Origin of the sequence: Actinacidiphila rubida (assembly GCF_900110255.1) — a bacterium.
GTDB lineage: Bacteria > Actinomycetota > Actinomycetes > Streptomycetales > Streptomycetaceae > Actinacidiphila > Actinacidiphila rubida.
In genome coordinates this window covers 58,502-85,129 of record NZ_FODD01000038.1, presented here as the reverse complement: position 1 = coordinate 85,129, position 26,628 = coordinate 58,502, and the positions used below count along the sequence as shown (strand labels likewise).

At 74.2% G+C, this 26,628-nt stretch carries 24 protein-coding genes; 11 read left to right on the top strand and 13 right to left on the bottom strand.

Annotation, left to right across the window (positions count from 1 at the left end):
- Positions 1-667: 667 nt before the first annotated feature.
- A complete protein-coding gene (locus BMW99_RS30555) occupies positions 668-1,543 on the bottom strand; it encodes a MurR/RpiR family transcriptional regulator (RefSeq protein WP_079176238.1) in 876 nt (291 codons plus the stop codon).
- Positions 1,544-1,708: 165 nt separating this feature from the next.
- Here BMW99_RS30555 and BMW99_RS41520 point away from each other — a divergent pair, with 165 nt between their 5' ends.
- Positions 1,709-2,302 carry a helix-turn-helix domain-containing protein gene (locus BMW99_RS41520; RefSeq protein ID WP_177226121.1) on the top strand — a complete coding sequence of 198 codons (594 nt, stop codon included), beginning with the start codon at positions 1,709-1,711 and terminating at the stop codon, positions 2,300-2,302.
- Between the two features lie 138 nt (positions 2,303-2,440).
- Here the strand turns inward: BMW99_RS41520 and BMW99_RS30545 are convergent, their stop codons facing one another.
- Complete coding sequence (locus tag BMW99_RS30545) at positions 2,441-3,703, bottom strand: C39 family peptidase (protein ID WP_075017943.1); 1,263 nt, start codon at positions 3,701-3,703, stop codon at positions 2,441-2,443.
- Positions 3,704-4,083: 380 nt separating this feature from the next.
- Here BMW99_RS30545 and BMW99_RS30540 point away from each other — a divergent pair, with 380 nt between their 5' ends.
- The 3 genes from BMW99_RS30540 (at position 4,084) to BMW99_RS30530 (ending at position 7,288) form a co-directional block, all read left to right on the top strand.
- Positions 4,084-5,388, top strand: coding sequence for an extracellular solute-binding protein (locus BMW99_RS30540; RefSeq protein WP_069465965.1), 1,305 nt, complete (start codon positions 4,084-4,086; stop codon positions 5,386-5,388).
- Positions 5,389-5,477: 89 nt separating this feature from the next.
- Entirely contained in the window at positions 5,478-6,416 is a 939-nt protein-coding gene (locus tag BMW99_RS30535; RefSeq protein ID WP_069465966.1) for a carbohydrate ABC transporter permease, read from the top strand.
- Complete coding sequence (locus tag BMW99_RS30530) at positions 6,416-7,288, top strand: carbohydrate ABC transporter permease (RefSeq protein WP_069465968.1); 873 nt, start codon at positions 6,416-6,418, stop codon at positions 7,286-7,288. Before BMW99_RS30535 ends, BMW99_RS30530 begins: the two co-directional genes overlap by 1 nt.
- 7 nt (positions 7,289-7,295) lie before the next feature.
- Here the strand turns inward: BMW99_RS30530 and BMW99_RS30525 are convergent, their stop codons facing one another.
- Positions 7,296-8,138, bottom strand: coding sequence for a hypothetical protein (locus BMW99_RS30525; RefSeq protein ID WP_069465967.1), 843 nt, complete (start codon positions 8,136-8,138; stop codon positions 7,296-7,298).
- A 116-nt stretch (positions 8,139-8,254) separates the two neighbouring features.
- Between BMW99_RS30525 and BMW99_RS30520 the strand changes: the two genes are divergently transcribed.
- Both BMW99_RS30520 and BMW99_RS42340 read left to right on the top strand, forming a co-directional pair.
- Positions 8,255-9,472: a PucR family transcriptional regulator ligand-binding domain-containing protein gene (locus tag BMW99_RS30520; RefSeq protein WP_245791691.1), complete on the top strand. Its 1,218-nt coding sequence runs from the start codon at positions 8,255-8,257 to the stop codon at positions 9,470-9,472.
- Positions 9,469-9,855, top strand: coding sequence for a PucR family transcriptional regulator (locus BMW99_RS42340; protein WP_245791690.1), 387 nt, complete (start codon positions 9,469-9,471; stop codon positions 9,853-9,855). The genes BMW99_RS30520 and BMW99_RS42340 overlap by 4 nt, the downstream gene beginning before the upstream one ends.
- A gap of 93 nt (positions 9,856-9,948) precedes the next feature.
- Here BMW99_RS42340 and BMW99_RS30515 read toward each other — a convergent pair whose 3' ends face one another.
- From BMW99_RS30515 to BMW99_RS30505, 3 genes are all read right to left on the bottom strand, one after another.
- Positions 9,949-10,884, bottom strand: a complete 936-nt coding sequence (locus BMW99_RS30515; RefSeq protein ID WP_075017942.1) for an ABC transporter ATP-binding protein — start codon at positions 10,882-10,884, stop codon at positions 9,949-9,951.
- Entirely contained in the window at positions 10,881-11,312 is a 432-nt protein-coding gene (locus BMW99_RS30510) for a GntR family transcriptional regulator (RefSeq protein WP_069466485.1), read from the bottom strand. Before BMW99_RS30510 ends, BMW99_RS30515 begins: the two co-directional genes overlap by 4 nt.
- An 87-nt stretch (positions 11,313-11,399) precedes the next feature.
- The gene (locus tag BMW99_RS30505) at positions 11,400-12,170 is read right to left on the bottom strand and encodes a TSUP family transporter (RefSeq protein ID WP_069466486.1); all 771 of its coding nucleotides are present in this window, start codon (positions 12,168-12,170) and stop codon (positions 11,400-11,402) included.
- A gap of 244 nt (positions 12,171-12,414) precedes the next feature.
- On the opposite strand from BMW99_RS30505, the gene BMW99_RS30500 reads away from it, so the two are divergent.
- Together BMW99_RS30500 and BMW99_RS30495 are read left to right on the top strand one after the other, a co-directional pair.
- On the top strand, positions 12,415-13,053 hold the full coding sequence (locus BMW99_RS30500) for a peptidoglycan recognition protein family protein (protein ID WP_075017947.1): 639 nt from the start codon (positions 12,415-12,417) through the stop codon (positions 13,051-13,053).
- Between the two features lie 463 nt (positions 13,054-13,516).
- On the top strand, positions 13,517-14,311 hold the full coding sequence (locus BMW99_RS30495; RefSeq protein WP_069466804.1) for a transglycosylase SLT domain-containing protein: 795 nt from the start codon (positions 13,517-13,519) through the stop codon (positions 14,309-14,311).
- Between the two features lie 115 nt (positions 14,312-14,426).
- On the opposite strand, the gene BMW99_RS40890 is transcribed toward BMW99_RS30495, so the two are convergent.
- The 4 genes from BMW99_RS40890 to BMW99_RS30475 form a co-directional block, all read right to left on the bottom strand.
- Entirely contained in the window at positions 14,427-14,690 is a 264-nt protein-coding gene (locus BMW99_RS40890) for a DUF6480 family protein (RefSeq protein ID WP_141726460.1), read from the bottom strand.
- A 174-nt stretch (positions 14,691-14,864) separates the two neighbouring features.
- Positions 14,865-18,380 carry a LamG-like jellyroll fold domain-containing protein gene (locus BMW99_RS30485; RefSeq protein WP_107451746.1) on the bottom strand — a complete coding sequence of 1,172 codons (3,516 nt, stop codon included), beginning with the start codon at positions 18,378-18,380 and terminating at the stop codon, positions 14,865-14,867.
- Positions 18,381-18,968: 588 nt separating this feature from the next.
- Positions 18,969-20,867 carry an ATP-binding cassette domain-containing protein gene (locus tag BMW99_RS30480; RefSeq protein WP_075017941.1) on the bottom strand — a complete coding sequence of 633 codons (1,899 nt, stop codon included), beginning with the start codon at positions 20,865-20,867 and terminating at the stop codon, positions 18,969-18,971.
- Positions 20,868-21,255: 388 nt separating this feature from the next.
- The gene (locus BMW99_RS30475) at positions 21,256-22,119 is read right to left on the bottom strand and encodes an NmrA family NAD(P)-binding protein (RefSeq protein ID WP_075017940.1); all 864 of its coding nucleotides are present in this window, start codon (positions 22,117-22,119) and stop codon (positions 21,256-21,258) included.
- A gap of 318 nt (positions 22,120-22,437) precedes the next feature.
- On the opposite strand from BMW99_RS30475, the gene BMW99_RS42335 reads away from it, so the two are divergent.
- On the top strand, positions 22,438-22,635 hold the full coding sequence (locus tag BMW99_RS42335) for a hypothetical protein (protein ID WP_075017939.1): 198 nt from the start codon (positions 22,438-22,440) through the stop codon (positions 22,633-22,635).
- Positions 22,636-22,741: 106 nt separating this feature from the next.
- On the opposite strand, the gene BMW99_RS30465 is transcribed toward BMW99_RS42335, so the two are convergent.
- The gene (locus tag BMW99_RS30465; protein WP_177226120.1) at positions 22,742-23,566 is read right to left on the bottom strand and encodes a pyrroline-5-carboxylate reductase dimerization domain-containing protein; all 825 of its coding nucleotides are present in this window, start codon (positions 23,564-23,566) and stop codon (positions 22,742-22,744) included.
- Positions 23,567-23,753: 187 nt separating this feature from the next.
- Here BMW99_RS30465 and BMW99_RS30460 point away from each other — a divergent pair, with 187 nt between their 5' ends.
- Complete coding sequence (locus tag BMW99_RS30460; protein WP_069464175.1) at positions 23,754-24,155, top strand: nuclear transport factor 2 family protein; 402 nt, start codon at positions 23,754-23,756, stop codon at positions 24,153-24,155.
- A gap of 30 nt (positions 24,156-24,185) precedes the next feature.
- On the opposite strand, the gene BMW99_RS30455 is transcribed toward BMW99_RS30460, so the two are convergent.
- Positions 24,186-24,758, bottom strand: a complete 573-nt coding sequence (locus tag BMW99_RS30455) for a PadR family transcriptional regulator (protein ID WP_069464174.1) — start codon at positions 24,756-24,758, stop codon at positions 24,186-24,188.
- A gap of 124 nt (positions 24,759-24,882) precedes the next feature.
- Positions 24,883-25,641 (bottom strand): DeoR/GlpR family DNA-binding transcription regulator, encoded by a 759-nt coding sequence (locus BMW99_RS30450; protein WP_069464173.1) that lies wholly within the window; start codon positions 25,639-25,641, stop codon positions 24,883-24,885.
- Between the two features lie 49 nt (positions 25,642-25,690).
- Here BMW99_RS30450 and BMW99_RS30445 point away from each other — a divergent pair, with 49 nt between their 5' ends.
- Positions 25,691-26,371 (top strand): NUDIX domain-containing protein, encoded by a 681-nt coding sequence (locus tag BMW99_RS30445; RefSeq protein ID WP_069464172.1) that lies wholly within the window; start codon positions 25,691-25,693, stop codon positions 26,369-26,371.
- Positions 26,372-26,628: the final 257 nt, after the last annotated feature.

The following is a 26,628-nucleotide window of genomic DNA, read 5'->3' as shown; positions in this document are numbered from 1 at the left end:
CTTTCGGGACACGCCCTGCCCCTTGCGGTACGTCGCCGTCTCCCGGCCGGTGGCCGGTTGTTCGCGCAGTTCCCCGCGCCCCCGGTGTGCGTGCCCTTTGTCCGTGGGGTCGGGGGCGCTCCGGAAGCGTCTCCTCGGAAATGTGCATACGGGTTCGTCCGCAGTCTTGCCCGGGGGCCGCGCACATTTCTCTGCGGGGAGCACTTCCTCCCCACCCCCTCCCGCTGATCCACCGTGCGGCGGGGGACATGGGCACGGCCAAGGTCCTCCCGCAGACGGGGACCGGCCGGAAGGGGACGATCCGGGTGTGTCCCCGCAGAGCTTTGCAAGGCCCCGGGCACCCTGACGGAAAAAGTCGCCATGCAAAGCTCGAGGAGACACTCCCGGAGTGGCCCCTGACCCCACCCACGAACGTGCACCGCCAGGGGCGCGAGGAACTGCGCGAGCAACCGGCCACCGGCCGGGAGACGGCCACGGCGCCCCGGGGGCACCCCGGAGGCCGAAGGGGCGCGGGGTCCCCCAGCCTTCGGCCGGGAGGTGCCCCCAACGCGACAAGCCGCGACGGCGCGGCAGGCGGCCGGAGCAAGCCCCGGGGGCACCCCGTTGGCGCGACAAGCCACGACGGCGCGGCACCCCGAAGCAAGCCCCGGGGGCACCCCGTTGGCGGCTAGAGCTCCGCGTAAGCGGACAAGCGGCGGACCGCGTCCTCGCGACGCGCCAAGCGCCGCCCCGCCGCTTTGGAGCGCGCCGCGGTCAGCGTGGCGAGCGCGTGGGCGACCGCGGCCACCGCGGTGGGGGAGTCGGAGAAGGACGCGCTCGCGGTCACGGCCGTGAGGCACACCGTCGCGTGCGCGGCCAACGGCCCGCCCGCGTCGTCGGTGACGGCCACCACCGCCGCGCCGGACTCGGCGAACGCCTCGGCGAGCCGGATCGTCGACGCGTCGTAGCGGCGCAGGGCGAAGGCCACGAGGACGTCCTGGGTGCCGGCGTCGGTGAGTGCCTCGATCTCGCGTCCGGCGGGCCCGCCGACGAGCGCGACCTGGCCGAGGACCGCGGACAGGTCGGTCGCGAGAAGGTGCGCGAACGCGTGGCTGCGGCACGCACCCGTCACCCAGCGGCGGCGCGCGCCGAGCAGCGCGTCGACGGCGAGGCTGAGCGCGCCGTTGTCGTCGAGCTCGCTGAGGGTCGTGGCGACGTTGTCGGACTCCAGCACGGTCATGCGCGGGAGCAGTCCGGCGCGCGCCGCCGGTCCCAGGCGCATCTCGAACCGGGCAACGGGCGTGCGCAGTTCGTCGTTGAGCTTGTCCGTGACGCGGGCCTGGAGCTCGGCGAGGTCGCGGAAGCCCGCGGCGGTGAGCAGGCGGTGGAGGTCGCGCCGGGTCGCGCCGCTGCGTTCCAGCAGGACGTCGTGGCGCAGCAGCACCGTGTGCGGGTAGCCCGCCGACAGCACGTCGTACAGGGCCCGTTCGCCGTCACCGAGTTCCTGTGCGGCGTCGGAGAGCATCGCGAGGGGGTCGGACCAGGTCGAGGCGTGCGGGAACACGTCAGTCCTCCAGCGGTTGGGGGCCGGGGAGTTGGCCGATGTCCATCCTTACCCTCCCAAAGCGGTGTTGAGCGTGATAAGCAATGGGGCCAACCGAGGTCGAGTGGAGCCGGTGTGGCGTCAGGGGGTCGAGGGACCGTGGGGGATCGGCGGACGGTGCGGGGCTTGCGGGAGGGGCCGGCGCGTGGAAGCGACGCGGCCGCGGCCCGGTTGGGGGCGCGGCTGCGCCTGTCGCGGCGGCGGCTGGGGCTGACCCAGGAGGCGGTGAGCGACCGGACGGGCCTGTCCAAGAGCTTCCTGAGCCAGTTGGAGGCCGGGCTCGCCAATCCGACGCTGGACTCGCTGCACCGGATCGCCGAGGCCGTGGAGACCCCGCTGTCGGTGCTGCTGGGCGGCGGGGGCGGCGGACGGACGGCGGCCGCGGTGGCGCTGAGCACGACCTACCGTCCGGCGCGTGACGGACGGGAGTGGGCCGACGGCGAGGGCCGCACGTATCCGCTGACCGCTCCCGGCGCGCGGCGCTTCGAGACGGTGCTGGCGGAGGGCACGCCGGCCCACCACGGCTTCGTCACCGGCCATCCGGGCGAGGAGCTGTGCCACGTGCTGGGCGGGCGGCTGCGCGCGGAGGTCGACGGTCAGGAGTTCGACCTCACGCAGGGAGCCTCGCTGCACTACGACAGCGCGCTGCCGCACCGCCTGACGGCGCTCGAGCCCGGCACGCGCTTCCTGCTTCAGGTGGCGGGTCCGCCGGTCGCCTGACCCGCTCGGCGGGACGGCCCCCCGGCCGTGGCGGGAGCATGTCATGGACGCCCACGGTAGTGAGGCGCTCGCGCCCAGGCGATGGACGAGCCGTCGAGGCTTGGGGAATTCCGGTGGACGTTTCGTCCAGGACCGGCGTCACCAGCGGGGCGGCTCGCCGGGAGGGCGGGGCGGGAGCGGGTGGCCGGGCGGGTGGACGACGTAGGCCGCGCCCGCGGCGCCGCCGGTGAGCCAGACGCGCTCGAACGCGGCGCGCGGGTAGACGCGGTGGGTGGTGTCGTCGGACGCCGCGAGCGGATCGTTGACGACGACGTCGCCGGCGACGGTGAAGCCGCGTACCACGAGGATGTTGCCCGCGGTCGCGTACAAGTGGCCGGCCGGGAACTCCGCACCGCCGCCGGAGAGTTCGCCGCTGCGGGCGGCCAGCGGGGTCGCGACGGGGATGCCCGCGGAGACGAAGCCCTCGACGTCGACCAGCGACGCCAGCCGGAGCACCGCCCCCTCCAGGCCGAAGCGCGCCGCGTAGGCGACGTTGAACGCCCAGTTCCCACAGCCCCGGTAGGCGTGGTCGTAGACCTGGCGGGCCGCGAAGTCGACCTGGGGGGCGGGGTCTTCGGGGTCGAGCCAGGCCAGGTCGGCGGGAGCGGGGCCGCGGCCGAAGTACTCGACGAGCATCGCCGTGCAGGCCGGTCCCGCCCATGCCTCGCCGCCGCCGTCCCACTGGGGGCAGTGCCCGGTGTGCGCGCCCTGGGACCGTCCGGGCACGTCGAGGACCGTGCCCCACGCGGTGCCCGGCCCGGCGCCGGCCGGTCGCGGGCCGGGCCCGGGCGGCCTGCTCCGGGGGTAGGGCGAGGCGGCCGCCTGCACGCGCGTCAGGGAGGGCCGCACGAAGCCGCCGGCCCGCCGGGCGAGGACGACGCGGACACGGCTGGCGCGGACGCCCAGCGGGCCGGCCAGGAAGGTGTCCGCCTCGACGCGGCCGCCGCCGTCGCTCTGACCCGGCACCGTGGCACGGTGCACCACCGTGTCTCCGGCGCACCAGCGGGCCAGCACGTACCAGCCCCACACCGCGCCCGAGCCGTCGCGGACCTGCAGCAGCACGTCGACCCGGGTGCCGTCCGGCGCGTCCGCCGACCAGGACGGGATGAGGTCCGCCGCGGCGAACGGGAGCTGCGTCCACGGCGACGTCCAGCGGGCGAACTCCCAGTCCAGGCAACCGTGCCCGAACGGGTCGTGGTACGCCGCGCGGCCGACCGGCGCGGCCAGCCGCAGCGCGCCGTCCCGCCACCGGGTGCCCTCGAACCGGCCCGCGGCGAAGTCCTCCTCGCCCGCCCAGCGGTGCAGCACCGCCCGTGTCCCGGACCAGAGGGAGCCCGCCGCCGCCTCGGGGGCGGCGCTCACCGCGGCTTCCCCGGTCCCGGCCGGACGTCGCCGTGCGGCTGCCGGCGGAAGGCCGCGCCGCGCGGGGTCCCGCTGCTCACGCCCAGCACTGTCACCACCACGGCCCTCCGAACCCGTCGGCGTGCCCGAACAGTAGGAGCGGCGGGCGGGCGAAAGCCATCGGGACGGCCGGAGTTCACCGGCAGTGGACGCGGCCGGGGCCCACCGGCCGTGCTACGGCGGCGTGTTCAGCGTCAGTGAACTTTGACCTGCGTGATTGCCGCCACCACTGGCCGGCTGTCAGCCTGCGACCGCTCCCGGGGGAGAACCGCCGCGGACCGCATCGCACCCCTACGGCACGGCTCACGGCCACGCCCAGGACAGAGAGCAGGTACCCGCCCATGCGACGCCAACTCCGTACCACCGCCGCCCTGGCCGCCCTGCTGCTCGCCGGTGCCGCCGCCTGCGACTCCGGCGGCAGCGGCGGTTCCGGACAGAAGGACCAGGGCGCGTCCGCCTCGGGCACGCTGACGGTGTGGCTCCAGGTGGACGCCCAGTCCCTGTGGCCGAAGTCGGTGGCCGCCGCGACCGCCGCCTTCAACCAGAAGTACCCCAAGGTGAAGGTGTCCGTGCAGTACCAGGCGTGGGCGGACCACCTCACCAAGTTCGACGCGTCGGCGCAGGCGAACAAGGTCCCCGACGTCATCGAGCTCGGCAACTCCGAGACCGCGCAGTACGTGCAGGCCGGCGCGTTCGTCGACCTGACGGCGAAGAAGTCCATGTTCGACGGCAGCGACAAGTGGCAGAAGGGCCTCGTCGACGCCTGCACCAACGACGGCAAGCTGTTCTGCGTCCCGTACTACGGCGGAACCCGCGCGGTGGTGTACCGCAAGGACCTGTTCCAGGCCGCGGGCATCGCCCAGCCGCCCAAGACGTGGAAGGAGCTGCTGGCCGATGTGCAGAAGCTGATGGACAAGCACAAGAGCGACAAGGGCTTCTCCGGCTTCTTCATGCCCGGCCAGCACCCGTACGGCGCCCTGCCGTTCGTCTACGACAACGGCGGCCAGATCGCCACCCAGGGCTCCGACGGAAAGTGGAAGTCGGACCTCGCCTCACCGGCCGCGGTCCAGGGCCTGAAGAACTGGAAGGCGCTGATCGACGCGGGCATGCGCGGTGACCGTACCGGCGACGACCTCGGCGCCGTCCCCGCACTGGTGGCCGGCAAAGCCGCGATGAGCTTCTCCACCAACGGCCAGCTGGTGCAGGTCTACAGCGCCGACAAGGGCGACCCGAAGCTCAAGGGCAAGGTCGGCTCGTTCCCGATGCCCAGCCCCACCAAGGAGGGCTCGTACGCGCCTCCGTACATGGGCGGTTCGGTCCTCGCGGTGACGGCCAAGAGCAAGGAGCAGACGTGGGGCGAGGAGTGGATCAAGGACTTCACCTCCACGGAGCGTGAGAAGGAGTTCCTGGCCGGCGGCTTCCTCGCCAACACCCTGGACCTGACGTCCGACGACCCGGAGCGCGCCGGCTACTTCGTCGGCCTGGAGCAGAGCTGGAACGTCCCGGCGGCGAAGAACTGGGCGCAGGTCGAGAAGGACCTGACGATCAAGCAGATGCTCGCGGACATCGCCACCGGGAAGATGAGCGTCGAGGACGCCACCGCCACGTACGGGAAGAAGATGGAGGACACCCTCAACGCCTCCTGACGACCGCCCGTCCGCGGTCCGGCGCCGTCCGCCCGAGCAGTGCCGGGCCGGCGCCGGCCCGCGGCCCCCGCACGGATGGAACCGCCACCATGACGTCCCTGGCTCCCTCACGGAGGTCCGCGACCACCGCGGAACCCCCGGCGCCGGCCCGCCGGCGCGCCGACCGCACCCCGTACGTGCTGATCGCGCCGTCCCTCGTCGTCCTGCTCGGCGTGCTGGCGTACCCGCTGGTGAAGGTGGTGATCCTGTCCACCCAGAAGTGGGGCGTCGCACAGATCTTCAGCGCCTCGTCGGCCCCGACGTTCGTCGGCCTCGACAACTACACCAAGCTGCTGGGCGATTCGGCGTTCTGGACGGTCCTGCTGCGCACGGTGGTGCTCACCGTCGCCATGGTCGGGCTGTCCATGGGCCTCGGCCTGGGCATCGCGCTGCTGATGCGGCAGGTGCCCGCGTGGTGCCGGCGCGGCATGACCTTCGCCCTGGTGATGGCCTGGTCGGTGCCGACCTTCATCTCCACCGAGGTGTTCCACTGGATCACCGAGTACAACTCGGGCGTCGCGAACTGGGCGCTGGGCATCCAGCCGCACAACTGGTACACCGACGCCACCCAGGGCCTCGCGGTGGCCACCGCCGTGGTCGTGTGGGGCGCGGTGCCGCTGATCGCCATCACCCTGTACGCGGGCCTGATGCAGATACCGTCGGAGCTGGTCGAGGCGGCCCGCATGGACGGCGCCGGTCCGTGGGGCGTGTTCCGGCACATCACCCTGCCGGTGCTCCGGTCCCTGCTGGCGATGCTCACCACGCTGTCGGTGATCTGGGACTTCCAGGTCTTCAACCAGATATGGATCCTGCGCAACGGCGCGCCCTCGTCGGACTACTACACGCTGGGCATCTACGCCTACGTGAAGGCGTACGCCGGCCACGACTACGGGCTCGCCTCGGCGACCGCGGTCCTCACGGTCGTCGCGCTGCTCGGTGTGATGGTGGTCTACCTGCGGCAGATCGCCAAGATCGGAGAGCTGTCGTGATGCCCGCACCCGCCAGGTCCCGCCGCCGGGAGCGGCCGGCCACCGGCGCGAGGCCCGCCGCCAGGGCGGTCTGGACGGCCCTCGGCGTGCTCGTGATCGCCGTCTGGATCTTCCCCGTGTACTGGATGGCCACCACCGCCTTCAAGTCCACCCCCGCGATGGAGGCCGACCCGCCGCAACTGTGGCCGCACACCCCCTCGCTCATCCACTTCCGCAAGGTGGTCGACGACCCGTTGTTCTGGGACGCGGTGCGCAACAGCGCGCTCGTCACCGGCATCACCGTCCCGGTGGCGGTGCTCGTCGCGTTCGCGTCGGCCCTGGCCATCGCCCGCTTCCGGTTCCGCGGCCGCGGCACCTACCTGGCCGCGGTGATGCTCGTGCAGATGGTCCCGCACGTGGCGCTGGTGGTGCCGATCTTCCTGACGCTCAGCGACGTGGGCCTGTCCGACTCCGTGCCCGGACTCGTCGTCACCTACCTGGCGTTCATCCTGCCCTTCGCGGTGTGGACCCTGCGCGGCTTCGTCGCCTCCGTCCCCAAGGACCTGGAGGAGGCCGCGATGACCGACGGCTGCACCAGGATGGGCGCGTTCCGCCGGATCATCCTGCCGCTGACCCTGCCCGGCCTCATCGCCACCTCGGTCTACGCCATGATCCTCGCCTGGAACGAGTACCTGTTCGCGTACTTCATCCTGGCCAGTCCCGACAAGTACACCGTGCCGCTGTGGCTCACGCACTTCGTCACCAGCGAGGGCACCGACTACGGGGCGCTGATGGCCGGTTCGGTGATCGTCTCCACGCCCGTGGTCATCTTCTTCATGATCGTGCAGCGCCACCTCGCGGCCGGGCTGACCGCCGGCGCGGTCAAGGGCTGAGGCACGCTCAGGACGCGTACAGCCAGGCGGGCAGGCCCGAGGCGTCCAGGAGCCGGGCCTGGCACCAGTCGACGAGCCGCAGGTCGAAGGCGCGCAGCACCCGGACCAGGCCGTCGGCCAACTCCCCGGCGGCGGCGGGCGGCAGGCCCGCGTGCGGGGTGCGGGCGAGGCACAGCTCCGCGGCCCGGTCGCCGTCCGCCCGCCCGTACAGGGCGAGATGCCCGAAGCCGACGGCGAACGAGCCGGCCAGCCGCTCCCGGGCGTCCCGGCACCGCACCCCCCGGTACGGCCTGTCGGGCGGCGGCAGCAGCGACAGCAGCCGCCGCAGCGGCAGGCCGCCGGGCAGCGGGGTGACGGGCCCCTGCCGGACTCTTATCCGCTCGAACACCCGCATCGACGCGGCCCCGTCGGCGACGACCCGCGAGTGGTGCCGGCGGATCTCCGCGACCGCCGCCAGTTCGGCCTCGGCCTCGGCGAGCACGTCCGCGGAGACCAGCTCGATCTGCCGCCAGTCGTCCTCGTGGATCACCAGGTCGTCCCGGTGCGCGCCGGCCGCCGGATCGGTCGGCGGCAGGGGGTCGTAGAACGTCGGAAGCGTGTACTTGATCTCCAGCGGATCGACGAACCTGATCCGGCGCACGATCAGTTCGAGACTGCCGGACGCGGTGTACTCGGCGGCGGTGGCCGGTTCGGCCAGGACGACGTCCCACTTGTCCCCGTCCAGGTCCAGCCGGGTGGCCGGCGCGAAGGACTCCGGCAGCTGCCCGGCCGCGAGTTCGGTCCGGGCGAACACCTCGCCGGTCTCGGCGTCGATCAGGCTGACCCGCACCAGGTCCTCGGAGGGCGGCATCCGTTCACGGTACCCGCAGTGGTGCGCGGCGGGCAGGGTCCATCCGAGGGGATGGGCGGCGTTCGTCCCGATGTCACCGCGTCGACACCGCCGGGATATTGGTGGAGCATGCGCGCATGCCTCTCACCGTGCGCGATCTCCTCGCGATCCCGTCGCTGCGGCTGGAGCTGGCGGCCGGGCGGGACGGGCTCGGCAACGTCGTGGAGGCGGCGCACGCGTCGGAGATGCTGCGGCCGGCGGCGTGGCTGGAGGGCGCCGAAGTCGTCATGACGACGGGCCTGCTGCTCGCCGAGCACGACAGGCCGGGCACGCGGGACACCCAGGACGCGCGGGACGCCCCGGACGCGTGGGCGCAGTACGCGGCGGACGTCGCGGGCGGGGGAGCCGCCGCCCTCATCCTCGGACTCGGGCGCCCGCTGCCGCTGCAGGACGTGCCGCCGGCGCTCGCCCGGGCCGCGGACGACCTCGGGCTGCCGCTGCTCACCGCCCCCGAGCGGACCCCGTTCGTGGCCGTCACCAAGGCGGTGTTCGGCGCCCGGGCCGCCGAGGAACGGCGTCTGCTGGAACGGACGTTGCGCACCCAGCGCCGGCTGACCGCGGCCACCGCCTCCGGCGACGGCCTCGACGCCCTGCTGCGCGCCTGGCAGCAGGCCACCGGCACCGCCGTCGTGGTGTGCGACGCTCTCGGCCGGCTGCTCGGCGCCGCCGGCACCGACGGCGCGGCCGCGATCACCGAGGCCGCCGGCATCCTCGACGCGGTGGCGCTGCGCGGGCTGCGCGGCAGCGCCGACGGCGACCTGTCGTCCGGCCGCGTGCAGGTGCAGCCGCTCGGCGCGAACCGGCTGCGCGGGTTCGTGCTGCTGCTGGGCGCCGGCAACGCCGAGTCCCGGCTGCTCGGCAGCGTGCTGGTGTCGCTGCTGTCCGTCGAGCTGGACGCCGGCACCTGGCCGACGAGCCCCAGCGGCGCCGCCGCGCCCACCTCCTCGCCCGGCTGTTCGCGCCGGAACTCGCGCCCGACCGGGCCCGGTCGCTGCTCGCGGCGGCCGGGGTGCGCAGCGCCGCGATCAGGGTGCTGGCGGTCGACGCGGAAGCGCAGCCCGACGAGCTCGCCGCCGACCTGGCGATGGCCGCGCCCGGCGGACTGGCCCGGGTCGCGGGCGGATGCGTCGAACTCGTCGTCGGCGACGGGGTGGACGTCGAGGAGATCCTGCGGCGGTTCGCGCCCGGCCGCCCCGCCGGCATCGGGCCGGCGGTCGCACCGCAGCACGCGGCGCTGTCCCTGCGCCAGGCGCACACGCTGCTGCCCACCAGCAGGGAACTCGGCCGCCCGGTGACGACCGCGGAGGCCGGCTCGGTCCGGCTGCTGCTCCGGCTCGGCAGCCCCGCGCTGCTGTCGGCGTTCGCCGACACCGTGCTGGCGCCCCTGGACGCGCAGGACCCGGCGGCCGGTCTCGGCGAGACCCTCAGGGTCTGGCTGGAGACGAACGGCGCCTGGGCGGAGACCGCCAAGCTGCTCGGGGTGCACCGGCACACCGTGCAGAGCAGGATCCAGCGCATCGCCCGGCTCACCGGCCGCCGCATGGACCGCATCGAGGACCGCACGGACCTCTGGCTCGCCCTGCAGGCCCGGGAGAGCGCCACCGCGGCGCCCGGCGCGCGGCCGTCTCCCGCCGCCCGCGATGCGCCCGGGCCGGGGGAGGAGGGGACGGACGCCTGAACCCCGAGGGGCGGCCGGTTCCCGGGACGGCCGCGAGCGGCGGGAGCCACCGGGCACCCCGGACCCGGGCGGCCGGACGGCGGCACAGGACCGCTAGACCCGCTCCGGTGCCCCGGGCCGTTCGTCCGGACGGTGGGGCCCGGGCACGTGCGGGGCCCGCACGTACGTGACGACGAGTTCCTCGAGGGTCAGCGGGCGGGTCGCCCAGCCGGGCGCGACCAGGGGCGTGTGGGGGTCCGTCCCCGGGAGGCGGACGGTGAACGTGGACTGCCGCGCGGTGTGCCGGGCATGGACGACCGTTCCCGGCCCGGGCGGCTGTGGCGCGCGGGGGCCGGTCAGGCGCACGTGCCCGGCCAGCAGCACGTCGACGTCCCCACTGAGGACGGCCCGGCCCGCGGACAGGATCAGCAGGTGGTCGCCGACCCCGGACAGCTCGGCGACGACGTGGCTGGAGAGCATCACCGTCATCCCGCTGTCGGCCGCCTCCGCCAGCAGCTCGCCGGCCACCTCGGCGCGGGCCACCGGATCCAGGCTTGCCAGCGGCTCGTCCAGCACCAGTACGGCGGGTCGTGCCCCGAGCGCCAGGGCCAGGGAGACCTGGGCGCGGTGGCCCGCGGAGAGCCGGCCGCAGCGCCGGTCGAGCGGGACGCCGAAACGGGCCAGCCAGGAGCGCGCCCGCCCGTCGTCCCACAGCCGGTTGGTGTGCCGGCCGAACCGCAGCATGTCGGCCGCGCTGAAGTCCCGGTACAGCGGCCTGCTCTGGGCGACCAGCGCGACCCGGGCGGCGGGGTCGCCGTCGCCGCGGCGCCCCGGCGCGGTCTCCCGCCCGCCGACCAGCAGCGAGCCCGTGGTGGCCGGCAGCACGCCGCCGACGATGTTCATCAGCGTGGACTTGCCCGCCCCGTTGGCACCGACCACGGCGACGACGCGCTGGGCGGGGAGCCGGAAGGTGCAGTCGCGCAGGGCCCACGTCCTGCCGAAGCGCCGCCCCACATCCCGTGCCTCGACGGCGATCCGCTCGCCGCTCACCCCGCGGTGCCCCCCGCTCGCGCACCGCCCCCGGCGGCTCCGGCGCCGCGTGCGGCGTCCTCGGCGATCACGGAGGCGAGCAGCGCCTGCACGTCCTCGTCCTCCAGCCCCGCCTCGCGGGCCTGCGCCAGCCAGCGGCCCAGGCCGCCGCGCAGCCGGGCCATGACGTGCGGGTCGGCCTCGCCGAGCGATCCGGAGACGAAGGTGCCCGCGCCCTGCCGGGCCTCGACCAGCCCCGACAGCTCCAGTTCCCGGTAGGCCTTCAGCACGGTGCTGGGGTTGACGGTGCAGGCGGCTACGACGCTGCGCACGGTGGGCAGCCGGTCCCCGGGGTGCAGCACGCCCAGCCGCATCGCCTCCCGCACCTGGCGGACCAGTTGCGCGTACGCGGGGACGCTGCTGGACCGGTCGACATGGAAGTCGATCACGCCGTGCTTCCTCTCGGGCCCGGGGACGGATTGTTCTGTTTCAGTAGAACACTAGCCAAATGGCCGGGGCAACGCCCCGCCGCGCGGTCACAGCCCCCACAGCCCCTTGGCCAGGGTGGTCACCCCGCCGGTCAGAGCGAGCAGCAGGACCAGACGCCTCGCCCCGGACTCCGGGACCCGTGCCGCGAGGATCTTGCCGATCACGCCGCCCACCGCGAGCCCCACCGCGGACAGCTCCCAGAGCACGCCGCCGACCTGCGGCAGGCCCTTGGCGGTGATCGAGAACGCGTTCACCGTGATCCCGTAGAACTGGGCGTTCGGCACGAACTCGCGCACGGTCCAGCCCGCGTTGACCGCGTACATCGAGATCGGCGGGCCGCCGACCCCGGCGGAGGAGTTCATGAACCCGCCGGCGGCGCCCGCGGTCAGCGCGCCGGGCACCCCGCGCAGCGCCTCCACCCTGCCGCCGCTGATGAGGAACAGGACCAGCACCGTGACCAGGCCGCCCATGCAGCTGAGCAGTACGGGTGCGGGCAGTCGCGACGCCACCCAGGTGCCGGCCGGAACCGTGCAGGCGGCCGCGCAGATCAGCGGGAGCATCGCCCCCAGCCGCACCTGCCGCCAGCCTCCGGCCAGGCCGGCCAGGCAGATCGCGCCGGACGCGCAGTTGGCGAGACCGACGCCGTCCCCCGGGCCCAGCACCAGCACCAGCGCGGGCACCGCGACGAGGGCGAACCCCATTCCCGTCAGGAACTGGACCGACGCGCCCGCCGTGACGATGCATCCCAGCAGCAGTTCGACCGCCCACCCGCTCGCCACCCCATGCCCTCCCGCCGCGCACGTTCGCCGGCCTCCCATCCTGGCCGGGCCGGCGCCGGTGATCAACGGCGTTTGCAGGGTGGGCCGTCACGGCGGCGCGGCTGTTGAGGACATGGCAAAAAGTTTCATCCGCGCCCTGTTCCTGGTGCCTCGTTGGCACTAAGTTTCAACTCCAGTCGCCGCGACGGTTGTTGACACTCCCTCACCCCACACGGGAGCACACGTGCCGAACCCCGAGAACGCCCGGAACGCCCGGAACGCCCGGAACGCCGAAAACACAGCCATGCCGCGCCGCCGCTTCCTGACCTCGGCCGCCGCCGTCGGCCTCGGCGCCGGAGCCGTGATCATCGGAGCCGGGCCGGCCCAGGCCATCGTGCCCGAGCCGAACATCTTCGACTGCACCGCCTGGGACGCCCGGCCCCCGTCCTCACCGGTCAGCCTCGCCGGGAACAACCCGAACAAGATCATCGTGCACCACACCGCGTTCGCCAACACGGCCGACAGCGGGACGTCCGGCTCGTTCGCCATCGCGCACGAGATCCAGGACCTGCACATGGACACCAACGGCTGGATCGACTCCGGCCAGCACTTCACCATCAGCCGGTCCGGGATCATCATGGAGGGCCGTCACCGGAGCATGGAGCGGCTGCTGGCCGGCAGCAACATGGTCGTCGGCGCGCACACGGTCGGCCAGAACACCCAGGGCATCGGCATCGAGAACAACGGGACCTACACCTCGGTCGCCCCGCCGTCGATCCTCTACGCGAGCCTGGTCAGCCTCTGCTCGTACATCTGCTACCAGTACGGCCTGAGTCCCACCGAGATCTACGGGCACCGGGACTTCAACAGCACCGAGTGTCCCGGCGACGTGCTCTACGCGATGCTGCCGCAGTTGCGCAGCGACACCGCGGCCCGCATGTAGCCGCGCCGCCTCCCCTGCGTGCGGAGGCCCGTTCCGCGCCTCGTTCCCTCCCTCCTCTCCGTTCCCTCTCCTCGTGTGCCGACGGGCGGGCCGCTCCCTGTGGGCGGCTCGCCCGTTTTCATGCCAAAAACTATGGTGAGCGCCGAACGGGCAAGTAAATGAGGGAATTTCGGCACACGGGCCGGTGGCCGGATACGTGACCCACGCCATGTGACCCATGCCACTTACGGTCCGGCTTAGTGGAAGGGCCCGCGCCCAATTCCCCGTGAACGCACGCCGGGCGGGTCCCGGCGAATTGCGCTGCCTTTCCCTGTACGACGGTGCTTAGTAGTGCGCGCCTTGTCAGGGCGAGTTCGCGCCGGTTAGAACGATGCCCCCGGATCCGCCGGGTGCCGCCGCCGAAACGGCGCACACTCCCAACCGGTGCCCGGGGTAAGGCAATCGGAAAGAAATCGGGTCGGCCATGGCCAGACACGCACGCCCTCGTACGCATCGAAAGACCAGGAACTCGGCGATCGCGGTCGTCACCGCCGGCGCGGCAGCGCTGACCGTGTCCGCGATGCGGGGCCCCTCCCACGACGCCCACACCGCGACCGCGGCGAGCGGGACCACCGCTCGCACCGCCTCGTACACCGGCTCCCAGCCGGCGAACGCCGCGGTGGCGAACCTCGCCCGCCAGTCCACCCTCGCGCTCCAGCGGGCCCACGACCAGGCGTCCCGCCGGCAGGAAGAGGCTCGGCACCGCCAGGAGCAGAGCCGTAAGAAGGCTGCCCCGCAGCCCGTGCGGCACCGCACCACCGCGACCACGACCACGCACAAGCCCGCTCCGGCACCCGCCCCGCACCCGTCCGCCACCGCGCAGCCGGCCGCCACGGCCGCGCCCGCGCCGGCCGCGACACCCACGGCGACCCCGACCGCCACGGCGGCGACGACGTACGCCAACAATCTCGACGGCTGGATCAAGCAGGCGCTCTCCGTCATGGCCCAGCACAACATTCCGGGGACCTACGACGGCATTTACCGCAACATCATGCGGGAATCGAGCGGCGACCCGAACGCCGTGAACAACTGGGATTCCAATGCCGCCGCGGGAACGCCCTCCAAGGGACTTCTCCAGGTGATCCAGCCGACGTTCGACACGTATCACGTGGCGGGCACGTCGAACGACATCATGGACCCGGTCGCGAACATCGTGGCCGCGTGCAACTACGCGGCGGCCATGTACGGTTCGATCGACAACGTCAACGGGCCGTACTAGGACAGCCCGGAACATCCTGCCCGTCCCGCGGGCGGACGGCGCCATGGGTGAGACGGGCCGCAGCCCCGCGCCGGGCTGCGATCCGCCCGCCGCTCGGTGGAACCCCGTCTTCGGCTCAGAGCAGGATCTCGACGGCCATGCCGATCGCGCCCGCCAGGAAGACGGCGACCACGAGCATGATCACCACGATCGGGGTCCAGGCCCAGCCGCGGCTGAGCGCCTTCCGCTCAGGCGCGTCCAGGGCGGTCACGCCCGACTCCGCGGGCGGCGTCCGCCCGGGGAACTGAGCCGCGTCACCGGGGATCTCCAGTCCTTCGTCGGGCAGGTGACTCCAGCCCGCCGCAGGGCGGGCACGGTGCGCAGCGGATGTGGGAGCCATGGCGCCTCCGATCGAGGGCACGCCCCGGGGACGTGCCCGGTACCGGCGCGGCGGCGTCCACGCGGCCGTCGCGCCCGACGCCCTACTGCTGCCCAGCATCGCGCCGGGAAACCTCCGGGCGCGGCCGGACCCGTCCACGCCGGGCCCGGCCGGTCCCGCCCGGCGGGCAGCGGATCACATGCGCGGTGTGCTCTGGTCGGTCCTGATGTCGAACGGCAGCGACATCACCAGCGCCGGGCCGTACGGGACCGCGCCGGTGTCGTACGACGCCGCCACGGCCGCCCCGTCCAGCCCCTGCCGGAACACCTGCACGTCGTCCAGGTAGCCGGTCAGGGGGTCCGTCCCGTCCGGTTTGGCCCCGAGCCGCAGCCCGTCGGCGGCGAACCCGTCGGTGGCGGTCAGGTCGCCGGGGCCGAGCGTGACCGTGCCGAGCGCGGCCTTGTCCACGTACAGCGTCACAGTGTCGCCCGCCCGGGCCAGGACCACCTGGTGCCAGGCGCCGTCGCCGAACGCCGTCGCGGCCGAGCCGTCCGGCGCGGTGACCTGCACCTGACGCTGGCCCGTCTGCACGGTCGCCGTCAACTGGTCGGCCGACGGCCTGGCCCGCAGCCACAGCTGCCGAGCGCCGGACACCGCACCGTAGCCCCACACCAGCACCTGGTCGGGGGTGGCCGGGCCGGCGCTGTAGCGGAACCAGGCGGCGACCGAGAAGTCCGCCGACTCACCCGGGTCGGCGGGGGTACCCGCCACCGCCTCCGCCTGGAGGGCGAGATCGGCGCCGCGGGGCACCAGCACGCTTCCCGATCCGTCGAGGTGCAGCGCTCCGCCGCCGTTCCTGGCGCCCGGCTCGATCCCGGCGCCGCCCAGCAGGTAGCCGTTGTCGCAGCGGCCCGAGACGTCCGGCGTGGTGGCCGTGGCGGCGGGCTCCGGCCGGGACGCCGGGACGGCGTACGTGTACTTGCTGTCGAAGCTCCAGCGCACGGTGGCGGCGGAGTCCGCGCCGAGCCCGCCGCCCGCGTGGACGGTCTCCAGGGCCGCGTCGTCCAGGGCGCTCGGGTACAGCCGGAACTCGTCGACCCGCCCGTCCATCACCTTCGCGCCGTCGATGCGCGAGCCGATCCGCAACCCGCGCACGCCCGTCGCCCGGCCGGACGTCAACGAGCCGGTGAGGCCCGTGGAGGTCGCCGTGTACACGGGGTCGGAGGCGGCCGCGCCGCGCACGGTGAGCGTGACCGTCCCGCCGCTGCGCCGCAGCACGAGCTGGTGCCACAGACCGTCCCCGAAGGCGCTCGCCGAGACGGTCGGCGACACCCGCCCGGTGTCGGTCTGCACCCAGGCGCTGATCGACCCCGACGACGGGCGGGCCTGCACCCACATCTGCGGGTCCGAGTTCATCCCGTACGCCCACAGCAGCGCCTGGTCGGGGGTGCCGGCCGACGCCGAGTACGCGAACCACATCGACAGCGTGAAGTCGCCGGCCCCGAGGTCCAGCGACGGCGTCATGGGCGCCTCGACGCCCGGGTGCCCGGAGTCCACCGCCAGCGACTGGCCGATGCCGCCGACCCCGGCGGCACCGTCCCGGCGGGCCGCCGCGCCGCCGAGCACCCAGGCGTCGGCGCAGTGGCCGGACTCGTCGTCGACGCCCGCGACGTCCTCCAGCACCGGTTCACCGGCCTGGTCGACGACGGTGAACGGCAGCCGCAGCACCAGGCCGGCGTCCGCGCCGGTGACCGGGTCCGCCGATCCGGCGGCCGTCGCGAGGCCCGCGATCTGCGCCGGGGACAGGGCGGTCCGGTACAGCCGGAGCTCGTCGACGTCGCCGGTGAACGGCTCCGTGGAGGACGCGGCCGGCTTGGCCCCGACGCGGATGCCGGACGGTCCCAGCGACAACGCCCCGGCGACCGGGCCGGCCACGCCCGTGGCCGTACCGGTGCCGCCGCGGCCGCCGTCGACGGTGAGGGTGATCCGGCCGCCGGCCCGGGTCAGCGCCACGTGGTGCCACAGGCCGTCACCGAACGCCGTGCTCGTCGCGGAGGCGTCCTTCACCGACACGTACGCGGAGCCGCCGCTGCCCTGCACCCCCGCGTAGAGGTCGTCGTGGTCCGGCCCGGGACGGGCCCGCAGCCACACCTGGGGCACGCCGGCGCCATACCCGTACGCCCAGAACAGCACCCGGTCGGCGGTCGCCGGGGTGGCCGTGTGCCGGAACCAGAGCGCGTACGTGAAGTCCCCGTCCGCCGGGTCGACGGACCGGGAGTACGGCACGTCGGCGTAGCCGGTGCCGGTCAGCGACAGGGACTTGTCCCACACCCCCGCGAGCTTGCCGTCGCCCAGCCCCGCACCGCCGTACAGGTACGCGTCGGACGCCTCGGGGGACGCGTCCGGGGTGGTCGGCCCGGGCTGCGGCGGCACCTGCACGCTGCCCGCGGCGCGCGGGGCGGCACCGCAGGGGCTGCCGAGCGCCGACTCGGCGAACCGGTCGAACCGGATCTCCTGCATCGAGTAGGTGCTGCCGCCCTCGTAGAGCAGGCCGATCTCGCCGTCCTGGAGCAGCGCCAGGTCGGAGTACCCGCCGCGGCTCGCGCTGACCGCCGTGCCGGTGCCGCGCCAGGATCCGCCGCACGCCGACCACAGCGTCATGTCGTTGCGGCCGGCGTTCGCCGGCGCGGCCATCAGCAGCTCGTCGACACCGTCGGCGGCCGCCGTGTGCAGCCGCAGCACGGACGCCTGGACGTCGGTCGCGCCGGGAGGGGTGAGCGCGCCGCCGCCCGCGGCGAACGCGGGCACCGACGGGGTGGCGGCGTCGGCGGGCGTCGTCGAGACCGCGGTCAGCCGCGGGCCCTTCGCCTCGTCGCGGGCCACCAGGCGGACGTCGCCGCCGGACTGCTCCGCCACGGCCACCTCGGACGGCTCCGGTGAGGCCGTGCCGGTCGCCGCGGCCGCCTTCCACTCGCCCGAACCGTCGGCCTGCGGGTCGAGATAGAGGTAGCCGCCGAAGTACTTCCCGGTCGACGCCTGGACCTGGTGGGCGCCCACGACCAGGCGCCCGGCGTGCGGACCCTCCGTCAGCTGGATGCCGTGGCCCGGCCCGGTCGCCCACCAGGTGCCGCTCGCCGTGCCCGCGCCCAGATCGGCGCCGATCCGCCGCGGGGCACTCCAGGTCAGTCCGTCGTCGGTGCTGTCCTGCACCCAGGGGATGCGCGGGTACGACGAGTTCGCCGGGTTCGAGGTCGACAGCAGCGAGATCCGCCCGCTCCTCAGATCCACGACGGGCGCCGCGTTGCCTCGCGTCACCGCCGCCCCGGCCTGCGCGGTGCCGCCGGCCTGGGGCGCGACGTCCCCCGCGGGCACGACGCGGACCGGACCCCAGGTCCGCCCGTCGTTGACGGAGCGCCGCACCACGATGTCGATGTCGCCGCGGTCCCCGCAGGACGGCGCCTCGCGCGCCTCCGCGAACGCCAGCAGCGAGCCCGCCTTCGTCCGGACGAGCGCCGGGATCCGGAAGCAGCCGTATCCGCCGGTCCCGGCACGGAACAGGGCCTGTTCACTGCCGATCGCCGGCGCGGTGCCGGACGGCGGCACACCGCCCGCCGCCGCGGGGCCCGTGCCCGGCACCGTCAGCCCGGTGACGGCCAGCAGCAGCACGAGCAGTGCGGCGGGGCGCGGCAGCCCGGGAAGTCGTCGTCGCATGTGGCTCAACGTAGCCTGCAGATAGCTGAGTTGACGTGCCGTCCGGTGACGTCGCGGCCCCGGGACCTGCTGGTCGTCTGCGCTTCATCCGCCGCACCCCGGGTGATCACCCGCCGCTCACCGGTGATCGGCAACGTTCTGGCGTGGCCCTCACACCTTGGCCCGTCGCCCGTCTCGGCGCTCGGCTCGCCATGTCGCTCGCCGTTCCCGCCGCGCTGCTCGCCCGCGCGACGCCGGCACCGGCCTTTCCCCTCGCGGCGTCAGCCGCCCGGCCGGCGGGGGATCTGCCACCCCCGCCGGCCCGCCGCGCCGCAGGGTACCTCCGGCACGGCGAGCATGCCGTCGTGGCCGTCGTGGCCGGCCGGCGGCTCCCGCACCTGTGACGGGCCACCACGGCAGGACGGCCGGAACGCCCGCCCGCTGGGGGTGTGCGTCCGGGGGATCGCGCCCGCCGCGGGCTGCCCGGCCGCACCGGCCGCACCGGTCTCATCGGCCGCGCCGAGAAGCCGGCGCTGCCGCGGCGACTCGCGGGTCCCGCCCCGTCGGAGTGGGACCCGCTCGCGGGCGGTCTCGGTCCGGACGTCGTCCTCAGCGGTCCTTGGAGAGGGCCAGCAGCTCGGCGAACAGGCCGTCCCCGGCGACCAGTTCGGCGAACGTGCCCTGCTCGGTGATGCGGCCGCCGTCCATCACGATGATGCGGTCCGCCACCCGGGTGTTCTCCAACTGGTGCGTGACCACCAGCGTGATGCGATCGCCGGCGATCGCCTTGAGGCCCTCGAAGATCCGGTGTTCGCCGCGCGGGTCCATCTGCGACGTCGGCTCGTCCAGGATCAGCAGGTCCGGCTTGCGGTACAGCGCGCGGGAGCAGGCCAGTCGCTGCCACTGGCCGCCCGACAGCTCGGAACCGCCCCACAGCTCACGGGCCAGCAGCGTGTCGAGCCCGAGCGGCAGCCCGTCGAGCGTGTCCCGCATGCCGACGGCCTCGACCGCCTCCCACACCGGAGCGTCGTCGTGGGTCCGCGGCTGGCCGAGCGTGACGTTCTCCCTTGCGCGCAGCGGCCATTGGGCGAAGATCTGCGGGACGAGGCCGCAGCGCGGCCACACGCTGCCCGGGTCGGCCGCGGCCAGGTCGACGCCGTTCCAGGTGACACGGCCCGCGTCGGCGAGATAGATCCCGGTGATCAGCCGGGAGAGCGTGGACTTCCCCGAGCCGTTCTCGCCGACGATCGCGACGATCTCGCCGCGGCGCAGCGTCAGCGACAGGCCGTCGACGGCCGGGCCGGTCTTGCCGGGATAGCGGAACACCACGTCCTCCAGGCGGATCTCCTCCACCGGTCCGTCGACGGTGAGGATGCCGCGGACCGGCGCGCGTGCGGCGGCCAGGTCGAGGAAGCTCCGCATGTCGGCGAGGTACAGGCTGGAGTGGAACAGCGCGGCGGCGCTGACCACGACCTGGGAGAGCGCGGCCAGGACGGTCTGGACGGCGACGACCGCCGTGGCGACGAGGGCGAGTTCGACCCGGCCGGTGACCGCGAGCCAGCCCAGCGTCGCCCAGGTGCAGACGAGGAAGAATCCGCCCAGCAGGGACGTGACGAAGTCGATGCGCAACTTCCGGGGAGCGGTCGCCAGGGTGCGCCGGTCGATCCGCTCGGACAGCGCCGTGTACCAGTACACGAGGTAGCCGGTCATGCCGTTCGCGCGGACCTCGTCGCCGTAGCGCGGCTCGGTGGACCACCAGCGCATCATGCCGCGCACGTTGCGGTCGCCGACGTTGGCGTAGTGCGTCGCGTAGTCCACCCGCGCCGTCAGCACCGCGCCGAGTCCGGCGGGCAGCACGGCGAGGAGCAGCAGGGGCAGCAGCAGCGGCTTGAGGACGGTGAGCACCCCGGCCGCGGCGGCCATGCGGATCAGGGCCGCGGTGAACGTCCGCGCGTCCTGGACCATCATCTGCGTGCGGACGACGCCCACCTCGGCGGCCTCGTGGCGGTCGCTGAACCCGTCCTCGCTCCAGGCCCCTGCTTCCACCCGGCACACCGCCTCGACCAGCGCGACGTCCGCCTGCGTGGTGAGCTTCGGCGTGATCCGGCCGTCGGCGTAGGCGGCCAGCGCCGAGGCGGCGCGGACGGCGGCGGCCGCGGCCGCCACGACGACCAGGGCGGGCAGTGCGGCGTGCAGCCGGTCCGCGACGGGCGCGGTACCGACCAGCGGCCTCATCGCCCGTGCGGTGGCGGTCAGTTGCACTCCCGACGCCAGGCCGGTCAGCACCTGGCAGGCCAGCAGCAGCGCGACGGCCGCGCGGTCGGTCCGCCAGGCCATCCGCGCCGTGCCGCCCAGCACCGAGGGCAGCCGCGCGCACAGCGCCCGGAACGACACCCCGCCCAGGGGGTTCTTCCCGAAGTGCCCTTGGAACGTGAAGTCGGCCGGCGGGGGAGGCGGCGGCGCCGCGGCCCGCCCTCCCTGCGCCGGTACGACGGCGTCAGCGGTCATGGCCGCACCCCGCCCCCGCCGCGGCCACCCGCCCGCCAGGGCACGCCGCCGGCGTCCCGCCCCCACCCGTCCCGTTCGAACAGCGCCCGCCCCTGGGCGGCACCATCGGTCCAGCGGTCACGGATCCTCCCCCTCGACAGAAAATCGGACGTCTGCTCGGAGAAACGCCCTGATCCTCGTCCCGGTCACGCCCCACCCGGGCGAACGACTCGAAAGAGTGCTCGCATCCACGCCGCCTGACGCCCCCACCCGCAGACGTCTGACGTATCCGCCCCTGTTCGACCACCCCGCGTCCCTCCGCGCCCCGCCGGAAGTCTGCGCGGTTCCCCGCATCGGGGAGTGGTTCGCGGACGAACCGCGGTGAGTTCAGGTCGCGGTCAGGTCGTGGTCAGGTCGTGGTCAGGGAGCGGTGCAGCAGGTCGGGGAGGGCGAGCGGGGGGCGGCCGATCAGGGTGGTCAGGGTCGGATCGACGGCGGCGAACTCGCCGGCGCGGCTGGCGGTGAACACGCTCAGCAGCGCGTCGGCCGTGCCGGCGGGGACTCCGTGGGAGGTCAGCTGGTCCCGGAAGGCGTCGTCCGGGGTGGTGATCCGTTCGATCGTGCGGCCCGTGAGGGCGGAGGCGGCGGTGGCGATGTCGGCGAAGGTGAGCGCCTCGCCCGCGGTGAGCGGCGGCGTGGGGCCGTCGAAGCGGCCCTCGTCGGCCAGGGTCGCCGCCGCCGCGTCGGCGAGGTCGGTGTGCGCGGTCCAGCTGACCGGCCCGTCCTCGGGCAGTGCGACGCGGCCCGACACGACGCCGTCGGTCAGGAAGTGCAGGGCGCTCGACGCGTAGAAGCCGTTGCGCAGCGAGGTGTAGGGCACGCCGCAGGTGCGCAGCACCTCCTCGGTCGCCGCGTGGTCGCGGCACGCCTGGAACCGTGAGGCCGGGCTCGCGCCCATGTGGCTGGTGTAGAGGACACGCCGCGCGCCGGCCGCGACGGCGGCCCCGATCGCCGCACGGTGCGCCCTGACCCCCTCGTTCCCGAACGCGTCGACGGACACGACGAGGACCTGGGCCGCGCCCTCGAAGGCGTGCGCCAGTCCCGCGGGGTCGGTGAAGTCCCCGCGCCGCACCCGCACGCCCCGGGCCGCCAGGTCCTCGGCCTTCCGCGGATCGCGCACGCTGACGCCGACACCGGCGGCGGGCATCCGCGCCAGCAGCGCCTCCACCACCAGGCGCCCGAGCTGCCCGGTGCCTCCGGTCACGATGATCATGGCCACTCCCTGATGTGGTTCCGTTGGTATCGAATCAATCGTACCATTGGTAATTCCAGTGGAATCGCGATCACGGTAGCGACGGTATGGGGCGGAGGGGGGCAGCGATTTTCCAGGTGGCGGTCTCCGGGTCGGCCGATCGCCCGGACCGCGGCCTCGGTGAGGGTCCTGGCCGTCCTTCGACCCGAGCACGCTCACCGACGCACAGACGGCCGTGCCCGCCGGCAACCGGGCGGCGCTGCGGGTGTATTCGGGGCCTGCCGCGATGGGCGACCCCATGCTTGCCGACCGCCTCGCCAAGGTGGCGAGCCGACTCTCGTGGCGTGGGGCGAGAGCGACCGCGTCGTGGACGCCGACTACGGCCGGGCCGTCCCGGACGCGGAGTTCCGGCTGCTGCCCGGCACCGGCCAGATGCCCCACGTCGAGACCCCCGCGGAACTGCTGCCGGTGGTCTGGGAGTTCGCCGAGGCCCACGCCCGTGCGCACGTGCGGGACGAAGGGCGCGGCGGCGCCTGAGCCGGTCTCGCCCCGCCCCGGGACGCGGCCCCCGCGCCCGGTCGCCCGACGTGACGCGACGGGGGGATGTGGTGCGACGCGACCGGTCGTCGGCACGGACCCGCCGTCACTCCCCGCGGGCCGCGAGCCGCGGGACCGGCCTGGAGCGCTCGTTCTCCGCCGTCGCCGCGAACGCGGCGCGCCACGCGGCGACCAGGTCGCCCTGCGCGGCCTGGAGGCCGGCCGCCGTGTTGCCGCCGGGAACGGCGACGCGGCGCACGATCTCGTCCAGGTCCGCGCCGTCGCCCATCAGCCGGCTCACGGCGTGCAGGCTCTGCGCCACGAGCTGTTCCGCGAGGGCCCGCGCGAGCGGCGCCGCGCGCTCCTGCTGGGCATCGAGCATCGCCCTCGCCGCTCCGGCCAGCAGCGCCGGCCCGCACGACGCGAGGTCGGTCGCCGCACGTCCCTGCTCCTCGTCGATCACGAACGGGTTCGAGAAGGACCGCAGCAGGTCGAGCAGGTCGGCCGTCGCCCCGGCGGTGAGGCGTGGGCCCGGGACGAGGAGCGTCGCCCCGGCACCGACCTGGTTGCCGGCGCTCGGGATCAGCTTGGCCACCGGCCCCGGGACGGCCTCGGCCAGTGCCCGCAGGAGCAGCCCGTTGTCGATCGTGACCACGACGTGCCGGTCGGTGAGGCCGGGCCCCAACTCGCCCAGGACACCGGGCAGATCGACGTTCCGCGTGCACAGCACGATCAGGTTCGTCCGCCCGGGCAGCTCCGCGAGCGGCGCGACGGCCGCACCCGGCACGGCCTCCCGGAACCGCGCGACGCTGTCCGCGGACCGGCCGGCCCCGACGACCCGCCCGGGCGGGAGTGCCTGCCCGAACCCCGTGGCCAGGGCCAGGCCCATGCGCCCGAGACCGACGACACCCGCGGACCGAAACTCGCTCATGTCGGCCAGCATCCCAGGTCAGGGGTACGGCTCCGGCGCGGCGCGGCCGGGCGCCCGGCCGGCCGGGCGAGCACGTACCCGGTCGCCCGTTCTCACCCGCCGCGCCGGACCTCGACACCTCACCGGCCCTCGTCTACCCTCCGACCTACCTAGTCAATTTGTTGAGTATCGCGAGAGGCCCGAGGACATGCACCCGTTCCGTCAGGCGGTCGAGAACCGCGACGCCTCCGCCGTCGAGGCGCTGCTCGCCGACGACGTCGTGTTCACCAGCCCCGTGGCCCACAAGCCGTACGCGGGCAAGGCGATCACGGCGGCGATCCTGCGCGGGGTGCTGCGCGTCTTCGAGGACTTCACCTACGTCCGCGAGATCGCCGACACGGGCGGCCGCGACCACGCCCTCGTCTTCACCGCCCGGGTGGGCGACCTCCGGATCCAGGGCTGCGACTTCCTGCACTTCGCGGAGGACGGCAGGATCGACGACTTCACCGTGATGGTCCGGCCGCTGTCCGCGGCCCAGGCGCTCTCCGAGGCCATGGGCGCCGAGTTCCCCCGGATCGCCAGGGAGGCGGCGGAAGGCGTCACGTCGTGAGCCGCTGACGCCTCCGCCGGAGCGTCCGCACTACCGTCCGGCGGCCGCGGCCTCGCGGCGTTCCAGCGCGCGCAGCGCGACGCCGCCCCAGCGGACGGTCTCCTGCTCGAAGGAGATGCCGCGCAGGAGCGTCAGGTACGGCCCGATCCGGTCGGCCTCCGCGAGGTACGCGTCCTCGGTGCGCCCGTCCAGCAGCCGTGCCCGGAGCCGCTCGTAGCGCGCCACCTTCGCCTCGGCCCACCGCACGCGCTCGGCGATCGCCGAACGCACCGCGCCGGTGTCGCCGACGTCGGCGCACTGGACCTTGACGAGCAGTTCGTCCCGGATCGCGGTCGGCCTGCCGGGCGGTTCCGCGACGTACGCGCGCACCGCCTCCCGGCCGGCCTCCGTCAGGGAGAACAGCCGCTTGTTGGGCCGCCGTTCCTGCTCCACGACGCGGGCTCTGACGAGCCCGTCGGCCTCCATCCGGTCGAGCTCCCGGTACAGCTGCTGGGGCGCGGCCATCCAGAAGTTCGCGATCGACGCGTCGAATCCCTTGGCGAGGTCGTACCCGGAGGCCTCGCCCTCCAGTAGCGCGGCCATCACCGCGTGACGCAGGGCCATCGGCGAACCGTAGCAAACCCGTTGATCAGGCACCGGCCCCCGTTCGGCGCGCCCGTCGTGAGGCGCGGGATCCGGATCGCGCGCGACACGTGCCGCGCCGAGTCCGTCCGGCGCGGTGGGGCCGTCAGCCCGCCTGGAGCACCTGCACGCCGCGGGACGTGACGGCCCGGACGACGGGGTGCCCGGGGCCGGCGTCCGTGACGAGGCCGGTGATCTCCTCCCAGGGCAGCACGCGGAACCGGGAGGCGGTGCCGATCTTCTCCGACGAGGCCAGGACGTAGGTCTCCGCGGACCGCGCGGCCAGCGCCCGCTTCATCGCGGCCTCCTCCGCGTCGCCCGTCGTCAGCCCCGCGTCGGGATGGACGCCGGCGACGCCGAGCAGGCACAGGTCGGCCGAGACGGCCTGCGCGGCCTCGACCGCGGCCGCCCCGCAGGTGACCGCCGAGTGCTTGAAGAGACGCCCGCCCAGCAGGATGACCTCGGCCCGAGGGTGCTCGACGAGCGCGACGGCGACGGTGGGGCTGTGGGTGATCACCGTGCAGTCGAGGTCCGGCGGAAGGGCGCGGGCGGTGGCGAGCGCCGTGGTGCCGCCGTCGAGGATCAGGGCACTGCCAGGTCGCACGAGGCCGGCCGCCACGGCCGCGACCCTGCGCTTGCCGTCCGGCGTGACGCTCTGCCGGGCCGCGTAGTCGGCGACCGCGGGGGAGGCGGGGAGCGCCCCGCCGTAGACCCGCTGGCACAACCCCTCGGCGGCGAGTTCGCGCAGGTCGCGGCGCACGCTGTCCTCGGAGATGCCCAGTTCGGCGGCGACGTCCTTGGCGACGATCTTGCCCTGGCGGGCGAGCATGTCCAGCAGGTGATCGCGCCGTTCGGCGGCCAGCATGCGTACTCCTTCGCGTTCTTGCACGTTTCTGCATGTATCGTAGCGCGCCATGACCGACACCACCCCGCACACCACCGCCCGACCCGGCGTCGACACCCCCGACCACCGCGGCCGCACCGGCCTCGACCGGGCCGGGCGCGATCTCGACCGCAACCCGGACGTCGTGGTCCGCGACGTGGAGCTGACCTCGCACGGCTGGCACGTGCTGCGCCGCACCACCTTCGACTACCGGCGGCGCGACGGCCGTTGGGCCACCCAGCAACGCGAGACGTACGACCGCGGCAACGGCGCCGTCGTCCTGCCGTACGACACGGCGCGCGGCTGCGTGCTGCTCACCCGCCAGTTCCGCTACCCGGCCTACGTCAACGACCACCCCGACGGGATGCTGATCGAGGCCGCCGCCGGGCTGCTCGACGGCGACGACCCGCGCGCCGCCGTCCGGCGCGAGAGCGCCGAGGAACTCGGCGTCGCACTCGGCCCGCTCACCCACGTCCTGGACGCCTACATGAGCCCCGGCTCCGTCACCGAACGGCTGCACTTCTACGCCGCCCCCTACACCGCGGCCGACCGCATCGGAAGCGGCGGCGGGCTGGAAGAGGAGGGGGAGGACATCGAGGTCCTCGAACTGCCCTTCACCGAGGCCATGGCCATGGTCCGGGACGGACGCATCGCCGACGGCAAGACCGTCATGCTCCTGCAATGGGCCGCCCTGCACGGCCCGTTCGCCTGAAACGTTGTGGGAAGGGCAGCCCGGCGCGCCCCTCTGCCGTGCCTCGTCCGAGCCCGGCGAGACCCCGGCCGGACGCGCGGCCGGCGCCGGCGCGGCGAGGCCAACTGCCGCACCTCTGGGGCCACATCCTTTCTGAGCAGCGAAGACACCGCCAATCCGGCCGATATGACGGTCTGTTCGAACGATCCTGGTTGAAACGTTGATTCAATCCCTGGCCCTGGCTAGCCTCGCCGCAGCAGCGATTGAAACGTACCAAT